Origin of the sequence: Curtobacterium sp. MCPF17_047, from assembly GCF_003234045.1 — a bacterium.
GTDB lineage: Bacteria > Actinomycetota > Actinomycetes > Actinomycetales > Microbacteriaceae > Curtobacterium.
In genome coordinates, this window is sequence record NZ_QKSF01000001.1 from 60204 (window position 1) to 75556 (window position 15353).

Genomic DNA, 15353 nt, shown 5'->3' on the forward strand with positions numbered 1-15353 from the left:
TCTTTGCCAAGCGTTTGCACAATGTCACGTTAGGATTTGAGTTCCGAACACCTTCACTGAGGAGACCCGGATGCCGGTACCCAAGTCGACCGTTGAGAACTCGCCCCGGAAGCTCCTCCGGGACGTCGTCCTCGAGAAGATGCTCGCCGCCATCCAGGACGGCACGCTGCAGGCCGGCGAACGCCTGAACGACGACGAACTCGTCGCCTGGCTGGGTGTCAGTCGCACGCCGATCCGCGAGGCGATCGCCAAGCTCGTCGACTACGGCCTGGTCGAGATGGAGGCGAACCGGTACACCCGCGTCGCCTCACCGACCCGTGAGGCCTACGACGACGCGTTCCAGATGCTCTTCGGCTTCGGCGAACTCGCTGCCCGCTGGTCCTTCCCCCGCTTCGAGGACGCCGACGTGAAGGCGTTCGGCGCGATCCTCGACGACATGCGTGCCCACGCGAAGGCCGAGGACCGCGCGCTGAACGACGACATCGACCGGGCGATCGCGTTCATGGTGCAGAAGTCCGGCAACGAGCTGCTGATCAAGACGAGCGAATCGCTGCTGAACCGGGCGAAGTTCGTGCGGATCGGCGAGCCCGAGTTCGTCTTCTGGGACGTGGAACAGGCCCTCGACGGCTTCCGTGCCGCCGCGAAGGGCCGTGACGGTGAAGCCGGCGGAGCCCTCGTCCGCGGACTCGGACGTGCGATGGCCGAGCACCTGGCCACCGCCCGGGCCGCAGCGGCCTGACAGCGGCCGCGTCCGCCGAGGTGCGCGAGGATGGCGGGATGAACGACGTCCTCCTCCGCACCTCAGGACTCCGTGTCACCCGCAGCGGCCGGGACCTGCTGCACGACGTCGACCTGACCGTCCGCGCCGGCGAGCACTGGGCACTGCTCGGTCCGAACGGTGCGGGCAAGTCCACGCTGCTCGCCGTCCTCGGGGCGACCGGGCACCCCTCCGCGGGCACGGTCGAGCTGCTCGGGCACCGCCTGGGTCGTGTCGACGTCCGGGAGCTCCGCGAACACATCGGCCACGTCGACCCGCGGCACCGCATGCTCTCGCCGCTCACGGTCCTGGAGACCGTGCTCACCGGGCTCACCGGCACGACCGACCTCATGGTGCGGTGGGAGCCGACCGCTTCCGACATCGCGCGCGCCGAGCAGCACGTCGCCGACGTCGGGTTGGCCGCCCGTCGTGACGCCCGCTGGCCGGTGCTGTCCCAGGGCGAACGGGGACGAGCGCTGATCGCCCGGGCGCTGATGTCCGAGCCACGGCTGCTGCTGCTCGACGAACCCGCCACCGGGCTGGACGTCGCGGCCCGCGAACACCTGCTCGAGACCGTCGACGCGCTGCGTGTCCGGCAGCCGGAGCTCAGCAGCGTGATGGTCACCCACCACCTCGAGGACCTGCCGGCGTCGACCTCGCACGCGATGCTGCTGCGGGACGGGGCGGTCGTGGCCGTGGGGCACGCAGACGAGGTCATCACCTCGGCGCGGGTGTCGGCGGCGTTCGACTTCCCGCTGGCGGTCGAGCGCAGCGGTGGACGCTGGCACGCGCGCCGCGCCGACTAGACGAGCCGCGCCTCCCGGCCGGGCCGCGTCCCGCCGCCATGAGACGGGCCCGTCACCGCACGACGCCCCGGAAGCACCGAGACGCCCTGGAGTTCAGGGGCGTCTCGGGCATTTCGAGGCGTCTCGCGTACTCCGAGGCGTCTCGCGCGGGCGCACTCGTCTCGCGCAGGCGGCCCGTCAGGCCGTGGCGGCAGCCGCCGCCTTCGCCGCAGCGGGCAGGGCGTCGAGGATCTGCGAGACCGCACGCTCGTCGTGCGCCGCGGTGAGGAACCACGCCTCGAACACGCTCGGCGGCAGGGTGACGCCGGAGTCGAGCATGCTGTGGAAGAACGGCGCGTACCGGAAGACGTCCTGCGCGCGGACGTCGTCGTAGTTCCGCGGCGGGGTGTCCGTGAAGGCGAACGAGAACAGGTTGCCGGCGTGCTGCACGGTGTGCGCGACACCCTCGGCGGACAGGGCCTCGCTCGTCGCGCGGGAGACGACGTCGGCCGTGCGGTCGAGGTGCGCGTAGACGTCGGCCGTCGCGGCACGGAGCGTGGCGATGCCGGCGGCGACCGCCAGCGGGTTCCCGGAGAGCGTGCCAGCCTGGTACACCGGGCCGAGCGGCGCGAGGAAGTCCATCACCTCGCGTCGACCACCCAGCGCGGCGAGGGGCATGCCACCACCGATGACCTTGCCGTAGGTGACCAGGTCGGGCTTCCACCCGGCGCCGTCAGGGACGGTGTTCGACGCCTCGAGGCCCCACCAGCCGGCGGGTCCCACGCGGAAGCCGGTGAGGACCTCGTCGACGATGAGCAGCGCGCCGTGCGACCGGGTGATCTGCGCGAGCGCCCGGTTGAACCCGCGCTCGGGCGCCAGGACGCCCATGTTCGCGGCTGCGGCCTCGACGATCACGGCGGCGATGCGTTCGGAGTGCTCGTCGAAGGCGCGGCGGACGGCGTCCAGGTCGTTGTACGGCAGCACCAGGGTCTGCGCGGCGGTCTCGGCGGTGATGCCGGCGCTGCCCGGGAGGGCGAGCGTCGCGACGCCGGAGCCGGCCTCGGCCAGCAGCGAGTCGGAGTGACCGTGGTAGTGCCCGGCGAACTTCACCAGCAGGTCACGGCCGGTGTAGCCGCGCGCCAGACGGATCGCGGTCATCGTGGCCTCGGTGCCGGTCGACACCATGCGGATCTTCTCGATCGGACCGTCGCCGTCGACCTGCACCCGCTGCTTCACGAGTTCGGCCAGCTCGGTCTCGCCCGGGGTGGAGGCGCCGAACGACAGCCCGCGGGCCGCCGCCTGCTGGACGGCCTCGACCGTGCCGGGGTGGGCGTGCCCGAGGATCGCGGGACCCCAGGACGCCACGAGGTCCACGTACTCGCGACCCTCGGCGTCGGTGACGTACGCGCCCTTCGCGTTCACGAGGAACCGGGGTGTGCCGCCGACCGAGCCGTACGCACGGACCGGCGAGTTCACACCCCCGGGGATGCTGTTCTTCGCACGGCCGAACAGCTGGTCGTTCGTGGTCGTCGTCGAGGTCATTCGGGGGCCTTCCCGGTCGTGGCGATGCCGGCGACGTCCGCAGTGCTGCCCGAGGTGCGCAGGCCCGCTTCGTCGTTGAGCTTGCGGGCGATGTCGACCGCGAAGTACGTGAGGATCGCGTCGGCACCGGCGCGCTTGATGCCGATGAGCGCCTCCATGGCGGCGGCGTCACGGTCGATCCAGCCGTTCTGGGCGGCTGCGGTGATCATCGCGTACTCGCCCGAGATCTGGTACGCCCAGACCGGGACGGGCGAGGTGTCCGCGGTGCGGGCGAGGACGTCGAGGTAGCTCATGGCGGGCTTCACCATGACGATGTCGGCGCCCTCCTCGATGTCCTGCTCGACCTCGCGCAGCCCCTCGCGTCCGTTGCCGGAGTCGAGTTGGTACGTGCGCCGGTCGCCCTGCAGGGTGGAGGCGACGGCCTCCCGGAACGGGCCGTAGAACGCGGAGGCGTACTTCGCGGCGTAGGCGAGGAGCGCCGTGCCGGAGTGGCCGGAGACGTCGAGGGCGTCGCGGGCGGCGGCGATCTGGCCGTCCATCATCCCGCTCAGGCAGACCAGTTCGGCGCCGGCTTCGGCCTGCGCGACCGCCATGTCCCGGTACCGCAGGAGCGTGGCGTCGTTGTCGACCGAACCGTCGGTCGCGAGCACGCCGCAGTGGCCGTGGTCGGTGAACTCGTCGAGGCACAGGTCGGACTGCACGACGAGCGCGTCGCCGACCTCCTCCTTCGCCACCCGGATCGCGACGTTGAGGATGCCCTTCGGGTCCGTCGCGCCGGAGCCGACGGCGTCCTTGCGCTCGGGCACGCCGAACAGGTTCACGCCCCCGATGCCGACCGACGCGGCTTCGTTGAGCGCACGGCGGAACGAGTCGAGGGAGTGCTGCTGGACCCCGGGCATGCTCGTGATGTCGATGGCGTCGGTGGCGCCTTCGCGGATGAACATCGGCAGCACGAGCTCGGCGGGGTGGAGCCGGGTCTCGGCGACGAGTCGACGCATCGCGGGGGTGGCGCGGAGTCGTCGGGGGCGGACCTGGGGGAAGCGTCCAGTCACGAGTGACCTTCCTGTTCGGGGTGTGGGGCGAGGGACTCGACGACGGCGTCGAGGAGGGCTTCGGCGGACCGCTCGGCTGCGACGACGTGCACGGGCAGTCCGGCGTCACGGGTCTCGGCGGCGGTGCCCGGGCCGATGCAGGCGATCCGGGTGCGCGGGCTGAGGGGGGTGAGTCGGCGGACGACTTCGCGGGCGACGCTGCCGCTCGTCACGAGGACGACGTCCGGCGCCGGGTCCGTGGCGATGGGTTCGTCGCCGGTCCCCACGGTGCGGTACGCGACCACGTCGACGACGGCGATGCCGCGGGCGTGCAGGCCGTCGACCAGGGTCGGGGCGGCCAGGTCGGAGCGTGGGTGCACGACGAGACGGGCACCGTCGGGCAGGGCGGTCACGAGTCCGGCGGCCGAGGCGTCGTCCGGCAGCAGGTCGACGGGCCAGCCGACCGTGCGGGCGGCACGCGCGGTCGCGGTGCCGACGGCGGCGACGCGGACACCGGACGGGAGGCCCGCCATGCGTTCCGCGAGCACCCGCACGGTGGTCGCACTGGTCACCACGAGCCAGGGGGCAGCGGAACCGGGCGCTCCTGCTGCCGCTGCGAGCTGGACCAGGGCGGCTTCCAGCGGACCCGAGTCGGCGGGGGGCTGGTCGGCGATGAGCGGGACGACCACGGCGTCGAGCCCCCGCGATCGGGCGGCCTCGGCGACCCGGTCACCCCACGGACCCCCGCGCGGCACGAGCACGACCGGTCGGCGGGTCGACCGTCCGTCGCTCGGCACAGCGGTCGTCGTCGCCGCGGTCGTCGTCGCAGCGGTCGTCGTCGCCGTCGCAGCGGCGTCCGTGGAGCTCCGGGTGTCGTCCGTGGTGCCCGCCCTACTCGGCCGGGTTCGCCAGCCCGGGGCCGGCGGTGTGCCCGGTGTCCGGTTCGTCGGATCCGGGACCGGTCGTCGCGGGCAGGTCGGCGAGTTCGGCGGCGCCGTTCTCGAGGAGTTCGTCGGCGACTCGGCCGGCGACGGACAGTGCTTCGTCGAGGCGGTCCTGCGCGGAGCCGTCGAGCATCGCCGCGTGCGAGGCCGTCCGGTACTCGGACCCGTCCGGGCTGTACACCGTCGCGGACACCAGGAGCATCTCGGCGTCGACGACCGCCGTCGCACCGATCGGTGCGGAGCAGCCCGCCTCGAGCTTCGCCAGGACCTCACGTTCTGCGGTGACGGTGAGCCGGGTCGGGGCGTGCTCGATCTTCCGCAGGGCGGCGAGCAGGTTCCGGTCGTCCTCGTCCGCACGGATCTCGACGGCCAGCGCACCCTGGCCGGGAGCGCTCGGCCAGAATCCGAGGTCGAGCAGCTCGGTGGCCGCGTCGAGTCGACCGATGCGACCGAGTCCGGCGGCGGCGAGCACGACGGCGTCCAGGTCGTCCTCGACACGGGCGAGGCGGGTGTCGATGTTGCCGCGGATGTCGACGACGTCGAGGTCGGGTCGGTCGGCCTTGAGCTGCGCGGCACGGCGGGGTGATCCCGTCCCGACGGTCGCACCCTCGGGCAGCGTCTCCACCGTCGCGCCGTTGCGGGCGACCAGCACGTCGCGAGCGTCAGCGCGCTTCGGGACCGCGCCGATCGTCAGGCCCGGGTACGGCGCCGTCGGCAGGTCCTTGAGGGAGTGCACGAGGACGTCGACCTCGTGCGCCACCAGGGCCTCACGGAGCGCCGACGCGAACACGCCGGTGCCGCCGAGCGACGCCAGGGAGGCGCGGTTCGTGTCACCCTCGCTGGTCACGGTGACGAGTTCCACCGGCCGACCGGACACCTTGGCGAGCCGGTCCGCGATGTCCTGTGACTGGGCGACCGCGAGTCGGCTGGCGCGGGTCCCCAGCCGGATGGCGGGCTTGTCGCCCGACGACTTCGACGATGCGGGGTCCTGCACGGCAGGGTCCTTCGGTGTGGAGCCGTCGGTCACGGGGCGACGCCGGCGGCGGCGGGCTTGAACCCCGCTCGCACGTTCTCGCAGCACCCCGGACGGCACACGTCGTACCAGGGCCCGATGTCGGTCATGTGCGGTCGCTCGGCCTTCGGTGTCCCGTTGACCCGCTCGAGCACGAGGTCGACGAGACCCGACACGTAGGCGGGGTCGACGCCGGGGGTCTGCGTGCGGAGCGACCAGTAACCGAGTTCACCGGCGGTCTCGGTGGCTTCCTCGTCGAGGTCCCACATGACCTCCATGTGGTCGCTGACGAAGCCGAGCGGCACGATGAGCACGGCGCGGGTCGGGCCGCCCTTGAGCTCCTCGTTCATGTAGTCGTTGATGTCGGGCTCGAGCCACGGCTGCGTCGGGGGGCCCGAGCGGGACTGGTAGACGAGCTTCCAGGCGGGCTTCGACGTTCCCTGCAGGTGGGCGTGCTCGGGCTGCTCGAGCAGTTCCGCCCACGCCTGGTCGAGGACGACCTCGCCGACGGCCAGGTGCTGCGCCTCGTACGCCCCGTGCTCGTCGAAGCCGCGGTAGTCGGGACCGGACCGGGCGGCGTCGGTCGACGGGATCGAGTGCGTGGAGAACAGCACCTGCAGCTCGGTCGCGACGTCGAGCCCGTCGTTCTCGGCGATCGCGCGGGCCAGGCCGTCGCGGACACCGTCGATGAACGGGCGGACGAAGCCCGGGTGGTCGAAGAACTGGCGGACCTTGTCGATCTGGATGGTGTCGATCAGACCGGTCTCGTCGAGCACGCGGGCGTAGTCCTCGCGGTACTGGCGGCAGCTGGAGAACGACGAGTACGCGCTCGTGGCGATCGCGATGAGCTTGTTGTAGCCCTTGTCGGCGGCCTCGGTGAACGCGCCCTCGAGGTACGGCTCCCAGTTGCGGTTGCCCCAGAGCACGGGCATGTCGATGCCGCGCGATGCGAGCTCGGCCTCGAGCGCGGCCTTGAGCGCGCGGTTCTGGGCGTTGATCGGGCTGACTCCGCCGAAGTGACGGTAGTGGTGCGCGACCTCTTCGAGCCGCTCGTCCGGGATCCCGCGGCCACGGGTGACGTTGCGGAGGAACGGGATGACGTCGTCCTGGCCCTCCGGACCGCCGAAGCCGGCGAGCAGGATCGCGTCGTAGGCGGTCGGGACCTCGACGTGCTCCGGGCCGGACGCGGCCGCAGCGGTGGCGGCGAGGACGGGCTGTCCGTTCGTGATCATGCTGGTGTCGGTCATGACAGCACCTCCGGGAGTTCGGCGGTCGTCACGCGACGACCCGTGTAGAAGGGCACTTCTTCGCGGACGTGCATCCGGGCCTCGGTGTAGCGGAGGTCGCGCATCAGGTCGACGAGGTCGACCAGGTCGGGGCTCTCGAGCGGCAGGATCCACTCGTAGTCGCCCAGGGCGAAGGAGGCGATGGTGTTCGTGAGGACCCGGCGGTACTTGGCGCCAGCGATGCCGTGGTCACGGAGCATCCCCGAACGCTCGGCTTCCGGCAGCAGGTACCACTCGTAGGACCGGACGAACGGGTAGACCGTGATCCAAGCCTCGGGGTCCTTGCCGCGGAGGAAGGCCGGCGTGTGCCGCTTGTTGAACTCGGCTTCGCGGTGCATGGCCATCGCGTGCCAGACGGGCTCGGCATCGCGGAAGAGCGCCGTTCGACGCACGTCCCGGAGGACCGCCTGGATGGTCTGCGCGTCGTCGCCGTGCAGCCAGATCATGACGTCGGCGTCGGCACGGAAGCCGGAGACGTCGTAGAAGCCGCGGATGGTGACGCCTCGCTCGGCTCCGGCCGCGACGACGGCGTCGAGTTCGGCGACCGAATCGTCACCGCCACGGGCGACCGCACCGACCGGACGACGGAAGACCGCCCACAGGGCGTAGGCGGTGAGCAGGTTCGGGTCGATGCCGGACGCGGGATCGGTCTCGTGCGGTGCGTTCGGTGCTGGTGCGGGCACGTCAGTGCTCATGGATCGGTCGTCCTCCACGGTGGCCGCGAGCACGATCGCCAGCGGCACGGTTGCCAGGGGTGTGGGCTGCCCGTCCCCGTCGCCGAGCAGGCGTCCGGACCGACGTTCCACAGTGGCTCGCGGTGGCTCGCCGCCTGTGGATCACCGTCGTCGGAGCGCCGCTACGACGATACCCCCGACCACTGCCACTCCCGCTGCGAGACCGGCCAGGTAGGGCACGGGGTTCTCGTCGACGCCGCGCTTCACCTTCGACGCCGCGATGCCGATCTGCTTCGGCACGTTGAGCTTGTCCTCGATCGCGTCGAGGGTGTCGAACAGCTGGGCGCGGGTGGCGGCGACGCGGTCGGCGATGTCGCCGTGCTCGTCCTTCGGGTCGGTCACTGGTCCTCCGATGAGTTCGTGGGGATGACGGGGGTCAGCGGGAGGACGGCTGGTCAGAACCGGCCGTCGACGTCGGGCTTGCGGGCGCCGCGCTGCGTCTCCGGGGTCGGCTTCCAGCCGAGGCCCTTGACGGCGTTGACGTCGTTCTTGACGCTGGCGATCGTGCGCTTCGGCGTGATCGGCAGGCCCTTCTTGAGGCGCTTCCAGCCGACGAATCCGAGGATCCCGGCGACGATGAGCATCAGCACGGCGAGCAGCAGCGCCGCCAGCCACGCCGGCATCACGGTCGCGAGACCCATCACCGCTGCGGTGAGGAGCACGCCGATCGCGTACAGCACGATGACGAGCGCGGCGATCAGGATGCCCGCGGCGATGCCGAAGACCTTCGCCTTGCCGATCATCTCGGCCTTGAGGAGCGAGATCTCGCCCTTCACCAGGTCCTTGACGAGGTCCGGGAGCTCCTTGACGAGGCCGAACAGCGACCGCGACTTCCGGTCGCGTGTGTCGGTCATGAGATCTGCGAGCCCTTGTTGGACGACGCCTTGGAGCTCACCTTGCGGACGACCTTCTTGGTCTGCTCCCCGATGAAGTCGGCGACGTCCGGCGTGCGGTCCTGCACGAAGCCCTCGACGTCGTGGACGCTCTTCTGGACGCCGTTGCTGTTCCACACCTTGCCGCTGACGGTCTTGATCTGCTCGTAGCGAGCCCGTCCGGCTCGCGATCCCAGGACGTACCCGAGCGCTGCGCCGGCAATGAAAAGGAGCTTTCCTCGCATGAGCGATTCCTCCGTTGAGTCAGGGTGCTGTTGTGAGCACTGTGCTTGGTGATGCACCGTTCCGGGGTCATGCACCGATCGGCATGAGTCCGACGGTTGTCCCAACAGTAGCCCTCGGGGCATCAGCGGTCCGCTCAGGAATCCAGGATGCGCTCAGCCGCGGCCCGGGCCGCCGTCACGATGCCCGAGAGGCCCCGCCCCGACGACGCCTCACCGATGCCGACGACCCCCTCGGCCAGTCCGGCGGCCTCGGCGTCCGGCCCGTGCCACAGCACACGAGCGGCGCCGACGACGTGCTCCGGCCTGACCTCCAGGCCGAGCAGGGCGGACGCATCGGTGGTCGCGCGGGCGCTCACCGGTCCGGCCGGGTCGACCGGGAGGCTCGTGGCGACTTCGTCCGCGCCCGTCGCGGCGGCAGCGCCGGTCGCCTCGGCGGCACCTGCCGGGGGCAGGGCGTAGCTGAGACGCAGCACGTGCCTCCCGGCCGCCCGCTCCGCCAGCCACGGCCACTTCACAGTCGCGTGCGTCAGCGCCTTCGCGGCGACGCCGACCGCCGCCGGGTGCACGAGCATGCCGGTGCCGCGCGGGGCGGCGTCCAACTCGGGCCGGTCGACCACGAGTGTGACGAGCTCGATGCCGGACCGTCGCGGCGCGGCGACACGGGCAGGGTCGGCCACGGTGGCGAACACGTGGTCCGCGGCGAGTCGTTCGCTCCGGCCGTTGGCGGAGGTGGCCTCGACCGCGGCTCGCTCGACGCGCGTCACCCGGGTGTGCAGCCGGATGTCGACCCGGTAGGTGTCGAGGTCGGCGACGAGCTCGTCGACCAGTCGGGCGATGCCGCCGCGGAGGCCCTGCACCGCCGAGCCCGCGACGGCCCGCTTCCGGAGTGCGAGCACGGCTCGGGCGAGCGACCCCTCCCGCTGCAGTGCCGCGCGCAGTCCGGGCGCCACACGGTCGGGGTCCAGGTCGTCCGGGTGGGTGGAGTGCACGCCCGCGACGACCGGCACCACGAGGTCGTCGAGCACCTTCGCGCCCATCCGACGCCGGACCATCGCGCCGAGCGACGTCGCCCGCGCTCCGACGGGCGAGGGCAGCAGGGCGTCCATCTGCGCACGGAGGGCCCCGGCGCCGCCGACGACCGCGATGACGTCGGCGGCCATCGGGGTGCCCGGGATCCCGAGCAGCCCGGTCGAGGGGATGGGGGCGGTGCGGCCGTCGCGGGTCATCAGCCACGCACCCCGGGGGTCCGGCGAGACGATGTCGTTGCCGAGGCCCAGTTCGATCGCCAGCGAGGACACGGCGTCCGTCCGGGTGGCGAACGAGTCCGCCGCCATGTCGAGGTCGAGCCCGGCGACGGTGTGCCGACGGATCATGCCGCCGAGCGCGCCGGAGGCCTCGAGCAGCACCACGTGCGCGCCGCCCTTCGCTAGGTCGCGCGCCGCGACGAGGCCGGCGACCCCGCCGCCGACCACGACGACGTCGGTCATGCTCCGGCGCTCCCGGCCCCGTCGGTCCCGTCGGCCACGTCAGTCCCGTCGCCCAGCGAGTGCACGAGTTCGACGACGCGGGTGAGCACCGCCGGATCGGTCTCCGGCGGCACCCCGTGCCCGAGGTTCACGACGTGCGCCCGAGCGACCCCGCCGCTGCGGACGACCGCGCGGACGTGTGCTTCGAGGACCTCCCACGGCGCCGCGAGCATCGCCGGGTCGATGTTGCCCTGCACGGTGACGCCGGTGCCGACGCGCTGCACGGCCTCGTCGAGGGGCAGACGCCAGTCCACCCCGACCGCGTCGACGGCGTCCGCGTGGCCGCCGACCGTCGCCATGTCCGCCAGGACCTCGCCGCTGCCGACCCCGAAGTGGATGCGCGGGACGCCGAGGTCCGCGACGTGGGACAGCGCCGTCGCCGAGTGCGGTGCGACCCGCTCGACGTAGTCGGCCCGGGACAGCGAGCCGACCCACGAGTCGAACAGCTGCGCGGCCGAGGCGCCGGCGAGGACCTGGGCGCGGAGGAACGCCCCCGACACGTCGGCGGCCCAGTCGAGCAGCCGCGACCAGGTCTCCGGGTCGGCGTGCATCATCGTCCGGGCACGGATGTGGTCCTTCGACGGCCCACCCTCCACCAGGTAGGCGGCGAGGGTGAAGGGTGCGCCGGCGAACCCGATGAGCGGCGTGCTGCCCAGCTCGGCGACGGTGCGGGCGACGGCCTCGGAGATCGGTGCCAGGGCCTCCGGCTCGAGCCGACCCAGGGCATCGACGTCCGCCGAGGTCCGGACCGGGGAACCGAGGACGGGGCCGCGGCCCGGGACGATCTCGACGTCCACGCCCGCGAGCTTGATCGGCACGACGATGTCGCTGAAGAAGATGCCGGCGTCGACCCCGTGCCGACGAACCGGCTGCAGGGTGATCTCGGACGCCAGGGCCGGGTCCAGGCACGCGTCGAGCATCGCCGTCCCGACCCGGAGCTCCCGGTACTCGGGCAGCGACCGGCCCGCCTGGCGCATGAACCAGACCGGCAGCGTCTCCGGCCGATCGCCCCGGAGGGCCCGGACGAGCCGGGAGCCCGCGGTGCGGCCGTCGGCGAGCGGATGGGTGGCAGGGAGCGCGTCGGTCACCGGACGATTCTCGCACCGCGAACAGGGCCGTTCTCCGATCTGGCGCTCGGGACGGCGGGGTTACCATTGAACACGTGCTCATCTGTCTCACGGCGTCGCATCGCAACGCCAGCTTCGACCTCCTGGAGCGTCTGAGCATCGGAGCACCCGCGGCCGCCAGCCACCTCGTCACGGACTCGGACGTGCTCGACGGCGCCGTGGTCCTCGCCACGTGCAACCGGTTCGAGGCCTACCTCGACATCGCGGGCGACGACGACGCAGCGGTCCGCGCCACGGTCGAGGCCGTCTCGGCAGCGAGTGACCTGCAGGCGGACGAGGTCCTCGACTCCGTGCAGGTCCTCGGCGGCGGCGACGTCGTGCAGCACCTCTTCGCCGTGTCGAGCGGACTCGAGTCCGTCGTCGTCGGTGAGACCGAGATCTCCGGTCAGGTCCGACGGGCCCTCGAGGACGCCCGCCGGAACGGCACCACCACCTCGGAGCTCGAGCGCCTCTTCCAGGAGGCCGCCCACACCTCCCGCGGGGTCAAGACCCGCACCCGCATCGGCGCCGCCGGCCGGTCGCTCGTCCGACTCGGACTCGAGCTCGCCTCCTCGCGCCTCACCGACTGGGCCACCACGCGCGTGCTCCTCGTCGGCACCGGCAGCTACGCCGCGACCACCATCGCCGCCCTCCGCGACCGTGGTGCCCAGCAGATCCAGGTCTTCTCGCCGTCCGGCCGTGCCCCCTGGTTCGCCGCGAAGCACGACCTGGTCGCCGCCACCGACCTGCGCACCGCGATCGGCACGAGCGACGTCGTCATCACCTGCACGTCGAGCGAGGTCCCGGTCGTCGAGGCCTGCGACCTGGACGACGGCGCCCGACGGATCGTCATCGACCTCGGGCTCCCCCGCAACGTGCACCCGGACGCCGCCGACGTCGAGGGCGTCGAGCTGCTCGACCTCGAGACGATCAGCATCCACGCCCCCATCGCCGAACTCAACGCCGAGACCGAGGCGCGTGCGATCGTCGACGACGCGGTCTCGCGGTTCCGCGCCCAGGCGCTCGAGCAGTCGACCACCCCGGCACTCGTCGCGCTGCGCAAGCACGTGTTCGACATCCTGGACGACGAGATCGACCGCGTGAAGCGTCGGGGTGACACCACGCCCGAGTCCGCGGAACAGACCGAGCGGGCGCTCCGGCACCTGGTCGGTGTGCTGCTCCACCGCCCCTCCGTCCGGGCACGCGAACTCGGCCGTGCCGGTCGCGGCGACGACTTCACCGGGGCGCTCGACGCGCTCTTCGGGGTGCGCCCGGAACCCGTCGCGGACGTGCCGTCCCCGGTCGTGCCGCTGGCCGCGCGCGTGCGCGACGACGAGGCGGACGCGAGCTGACCGGCTCGGGCGGTGCGGGCCTCCCGGCCGTACCCGTGTTGGACGTCAGTGCGCTCCTGCTGGTCCGCGACCGACGGGTGCTCATGGTGCGCGCCCGCGGACGTGACGTCCTGTACCTGCCGGGCGGCAAGGTCGAGCCCGGCGAGACCGCCGTCGACGCCGCCGTGCGCGAGGCGTACGAGGAGACCGGCCTGCGCATCACCGCGGACGACGTCGACGAGTTCGCCGTCGTCACCGAACCGGCGCACGGGCAGGCACCCGGCACGATCGTCGCGATGACACTGTTCCTGGCACGGCCGGGAGGCCCGCTGGACTCCGCCACGCCCGTCGCCTCCGCAGAGGTCGACGAGGTGGAGTGGGTCACCTCCGACGACGCCGGACGCTGCCCGCCGGCCGGGGTCGAGACGCTCCGCCTGCTGACGCGGGCGGGACTGGTCGACTGACCGACCGGTCGGGTGACCGTTACTGGTCGCGGTCGGTGTAGTGCCCGGTCTCCTCGGGTCCGGCCGGCTGCGACTCACCGGGGATGTCCGACTCGACGTACTCGCCGGTCTCGTCGTCCGGTTGCGGGCGGGCCTCGCCGGGGATGTCACTCGACACGAACTCGCCGACCGGTTCGTCGTCGGTGACGCGGTGCTCCCCGGGGATGTCACTGTCCACGAACTCGCCGGCGCGTGCGTCCACGCCGTCCGCCCGGTCGTCGTCGCCGCGTGCTGCCTCGTGCTTGCCTGCTGCCATCGGTCTGTCCTTCCGTGTCCGCACGTCGTCGTCGACGTGCACGATGCCGATCCTGCCCGAAGACACTGGACGGCGGTGCGGATGTGGGAGGACGTGCGAGACAGTTCCACGGTGGAAGTGGTTGTGTGGCGGGCATGGGACGGAGCAGTCGAGGGTCCGGCGCGCAGGTGACGGCATGGCGGTCGCTGCGCGGAACGGTGGGGACGGTGGGCGTGCTCGGGGCGGTCGTCCTCGCGTTGACCGGGTGCACGGGTGGGTCGGACGGCGGTGGGGCGTCCTCGGCGCCGACGACGTCGCCCTCGTCATCGTCGTCCGTTGCACCGGTGTCCGCTGCGCCGACCACGTCGTCTGCGCCGTCGTCCACACCAGCGTCGAGTGCGTCGGGTGCCGCCGCCGCCGGTCCGGCGGACGGTGGCACGGCCTCCGGAGCGGGGACCTGCGCGGCGGCGTCGTTGACCGGGTCGATCGTCGACGGCGGTGGCGGCGGGGCTGGCAGCGTGTACCTGGACCTGGCGCTGCGGAACACCGGCAGCGCGTCGTGCACGCTGCAGGGCTGGCCGGGGCTGTCCTTCGTCGGTGACGGGAACGGCACGCAGGTCGGGGCATCGGCGACGCTCGACCGCAGTGATGCGCGTCCGACCGTCACCCTGGCCGCCGGGCAGACCGCGTACGCGCCGCTCCGGATCGTCCGCGCCGAGAACCTGCAGCCGGGTGACTGCACCGCCCGGCAGCCCGACGGGTTCCGCGTCTACCCGCCGGGTTCGAAGCAGTCGCTGTTCATCGCTTCCACCGCCTACACCGCGTGCCAGCAGCGGTCGGCGCAACTGCTGTCCGTGCGGGCGTTCGTGCCGGAGGGACAGCAGCAGCAGCAGTGAGGGGCCCTGTTCCGCGATGATGGGCGGGTGAGCAGCCACCGCATCGTCACCGGACCCGAGGACCTCGAGGGCGGGTGGTTCGTCATCGACGACGAGGTCGAGCACCTGGAGGACGTCCGGTGGCAGCCTCCGCGCCGCGGACAGCGGGCCGTCCCGGATGCCGAGCGCACGGTGATCCGCGCGGGAGCCCACACCTTCACCGTCGGGGACACGGTCGAGCTCGCCGAGGGTGCGGCCCTGGACACCGGGTTCCGCGACGCGGTCCGGCGGTACTGGCGCACCAGCATCATCGTCGTGGTCTCGCCGCTGACCTTCTGGGTCCTGCACCTCGTGCAACTCGGCTGGCTCGACGACGGTGGCGAGGTCCGTCGGCGCATCCTGCTCGCCGTCGCGACCGTCCCCGTCGTCCTGCTCGTCGTCGGGCTCTGGTCCGTGCTCACCCGCTCGCCCCACGGGACGGTCACCCGGGCGATGGCCGGGTGGCGGATGCGCGGCGACTACGACCGGCAGCGGCGGGACTCGGTGTCCTGAACGCCTCAGCGCTCGGC

The 15353-nt window shown here is 72.4% G+C and carries 18 protein-coding genes; 6 read left to right on the forward strand and 12 right to left on the reverse strand.

The features are described from left to right. The first annotated feature begins 70 nt into the window (after positions 1-70). Both DEJ33_RS16805 and DEJ33_RS00325 read left to right on the forward strand, forming a co-directional pair. A complete protein-coding gene (locus DEJ33_RS16805; RefSeq protein ID WP_111043670.1) occupies positions 71-739 on the forward strand; it encodes a GntR family transcriptional regulator in 669 nt (222 codons plus the stop codon). 38 nt (positions 740-777) lie between these two features. Then, the gene (locus tag DEJ33_RS00325) at positions 778-1563 is read left to right on the forward strand and encodes an ABC transporter ATP-binding protein (protein WP_111194079.1); all 786 of its coding nucleotides are present in this window, start codon (positions 778-780) and stop codon (positions 1561-1563) included. Between the two features lie 177 nt (positions 1564-1740). On the opposite strand, the gene hemL is transcribed toward DEJ33_RS00325, so the two are convergent. The 11 genes from hemL to hemE form a co-directional block, all read right to left on the reverse strand. Continuing rightward, positions 1741-3084 carry a glutamate-1-semialdehyde 2,1-aminomutase gene (gene hemL, locus DEJ33_RS00330; RefSeq protein ID WP_111076949.1) on the reverse strand — a complete coding sequence of 448 codons (1344 nt, stop codon included), beginning with the start codon at positions 3082-3084 and terminating at the stop codon, positions 1741-1743. Then, complete coding sequence (hemB, locus tag DEJ33_RS00335; RefSeq protein WP_111076950.1) at positions 3081-4136, reverse strand: porphobilinogen synthase; 1056 nt, start codon at positions 4134-4136, stop codon at positions 3081-3083. Before hemB ends, hemL begins: the two co-directional genes overlap by 4 nt. Then, positions 4133-4912: a uroporphyrinogen-III synthase gene (locus DEJ33_RS00340; RefSeq protein ID WP_111076951.1), complete on the reverse strand. Its 780-nt coding sequence runs from the start codon at positions 4910-4912 to the stop codon at positions 4133-4135. The genes hemB and DEJ33_RS00340 overlap by 4 nt, the downstream gene beginning before the upstream one ends. Before the next feature lie 94 nt (positions 4913-5006). Further along, a complete protein-coding gene (gene hemC, locus DEJ33_RS00345; protein ID WP_111076952.1) occupies positions 5007-6053 on the reverse strand; it encodes a hydroxymethylbilane synthase in 1047 nt (348 codons plus the stop codon). A 29-nt stretch (positions 6054-6082) separates the two neighbouring features. Beyond that, on the reverse strand, positions 6083-7318 hold the full coding sequence (locus tag DEJ33_RS00350; protein WP_181432755.1) for a ferrochelatase: 1236 nt from the start codon (positions 7316-7318) through the stop codon (positions 6083-6085). Next, the gene (gene hemQ, locus DEJ33_RS00355; RefSeq protein ID WP_111077093.1) at positions 7315-8052 is read right to left on the reverse strand and encodes a hydrogen peroxide-dependent heme synthase; all 738 of its coding nucleotides are present in this window, start codon (positions 8050-8052) and stop codon (positions 7315-7317) included. The genes DEJ33_RS00350 and hemQ overlap by 4 nt, the downstream gene beginning before the upstream one ends. Before the next feature lie 141 nt (positions 8053-8193). Continuing rightward, entirely contained in the window at positions 8194-8433 is a 240-nt protein-coding gene (locus tag DEJ33_RS00360; protein ID WP_258374620.1) for a DUF3618 domain-containing protein, read from the reverse strand. Positions 8434-8486: 53 nt separating this feature from the next. Next, positions 8487-8945, reverse strand: coding sequence for a phage holin family protein (locus tag DEJ33_RS00365; protein ID WP_111076953.1), 459 nt, complete (start codon positions 8943-8945; stop codon positions 8487-8489). Then, positions 8942-9208 carry a hypothetical protein gene (locus tag DEJ33_RS00370; protein ID WP_110902968.1) on the reverse strand — a complete coding sequence of 89 codons (267 nt, stop codon included), beginning with the start codon at positions 9206-9208 and terminating at the stop codon, positions 8942-8944. Before DEJ33_RS00370 ends, DEJ33_RS00365 begins: the two co-directional genes overlap by 4 nt. Before the next feature lie 134 nt (positions 9209-9342). Then, on the reverse strand, positions 9343-10695 hold the full coding sequence (locus DEJ33_RS00375) for an NAD(P)/FAD-dependent oxidoreductase (RefSeq protein ID WP_111194080.1): 1353 nt from the start codon (positions 10693-10695) through the stop codon (positions 9343-9345). Continuing rightward, a complete protein-coding gene (gene hemE / locus DEJ33_RS00380; protein WP_111076955.1) occupies positions 10692-11822 on the reverse strand; it encodes a uroporphyrinogen decarboxylase in 1131 nt (376 codons plus the stop codon). Before hemE ends, DEJ33_RS00375 begins: the two co-directional genes overlap by 4 nt. 74 nt (positions 11823-11896) lie before the next feature. On the opposite strand from hemE, the gene DEJ33_RS00385 reads away from it, so the two are divergent. After that, positions 11897-13192 (forward strand): glutamyl-tRNA reductase, encoded by a 1296-nt coding sequence (locus DEJ33_RS00385; protein WP_111076956.1) that lies wholly within the window; start codon positions 11897-11899, stop codon positions 13190-13192. 35 nt (positions 13193-13227) lie between these two features. Further along, complete coding sequence (locus tag DEJ33_RS00395; protein WP_258374625.1) at positions 13228-13635, forward strand: NUDIX domain-containing protein; 408 nt, start codon at positions 13228-13230, stop codon at positions 13633-13635. A 19-nt stretch (positions 13636-13654) separates the two neighbouring features. Here the strand turns inward: DEJ33_RS00395 and DEJ33_RS00400 are convergent, their stop codons facing one another. Continuing rightward, the gene (locus tag DEJ33_RS00400) at positions 13655-13930 is read right to left on the reverse strand and encodes a hypothetical protein (RefSeq protein WP_146242492.1); all 276 of its coding nucleotides are present in this window, start codon (positions 13928-13930) and stop codon (positions 13655-13657) included. Between the two features lie 323 nt (positions 13931-14253). On the opposite strand from DEJ33_RS00400, the gene DEJ33_RS00405 reads away from it, so the two are divergent. Together DEJ33_RS00405 and DEJ33_RS00410 are read left to right on the forward strand one after the other, a co-directional pair. Further along, positions 14254-14805: a DUF4232 domain-containing protein gene (locus DEJ33_RS00405; protein ID WP_111076959.1), complete on the forward strand. Its 552-nt coding sequence runs from the start codon at positions 14254-14256 to the stop codon at positions 14803-14805. Positions 14806-14832: 27 nt separating this feature from the next. After that, complete coding sequence (locus DEJ33_RS00410; protein ID WP_111076960.1) at positions 14833-15336, forward strand: hypothetical protein; 504 nt, start codon at positions 14833-14835, stop codon at positions 15334-15336. Positions 15337-15353 lie beyond the last annotated feature (17 nt).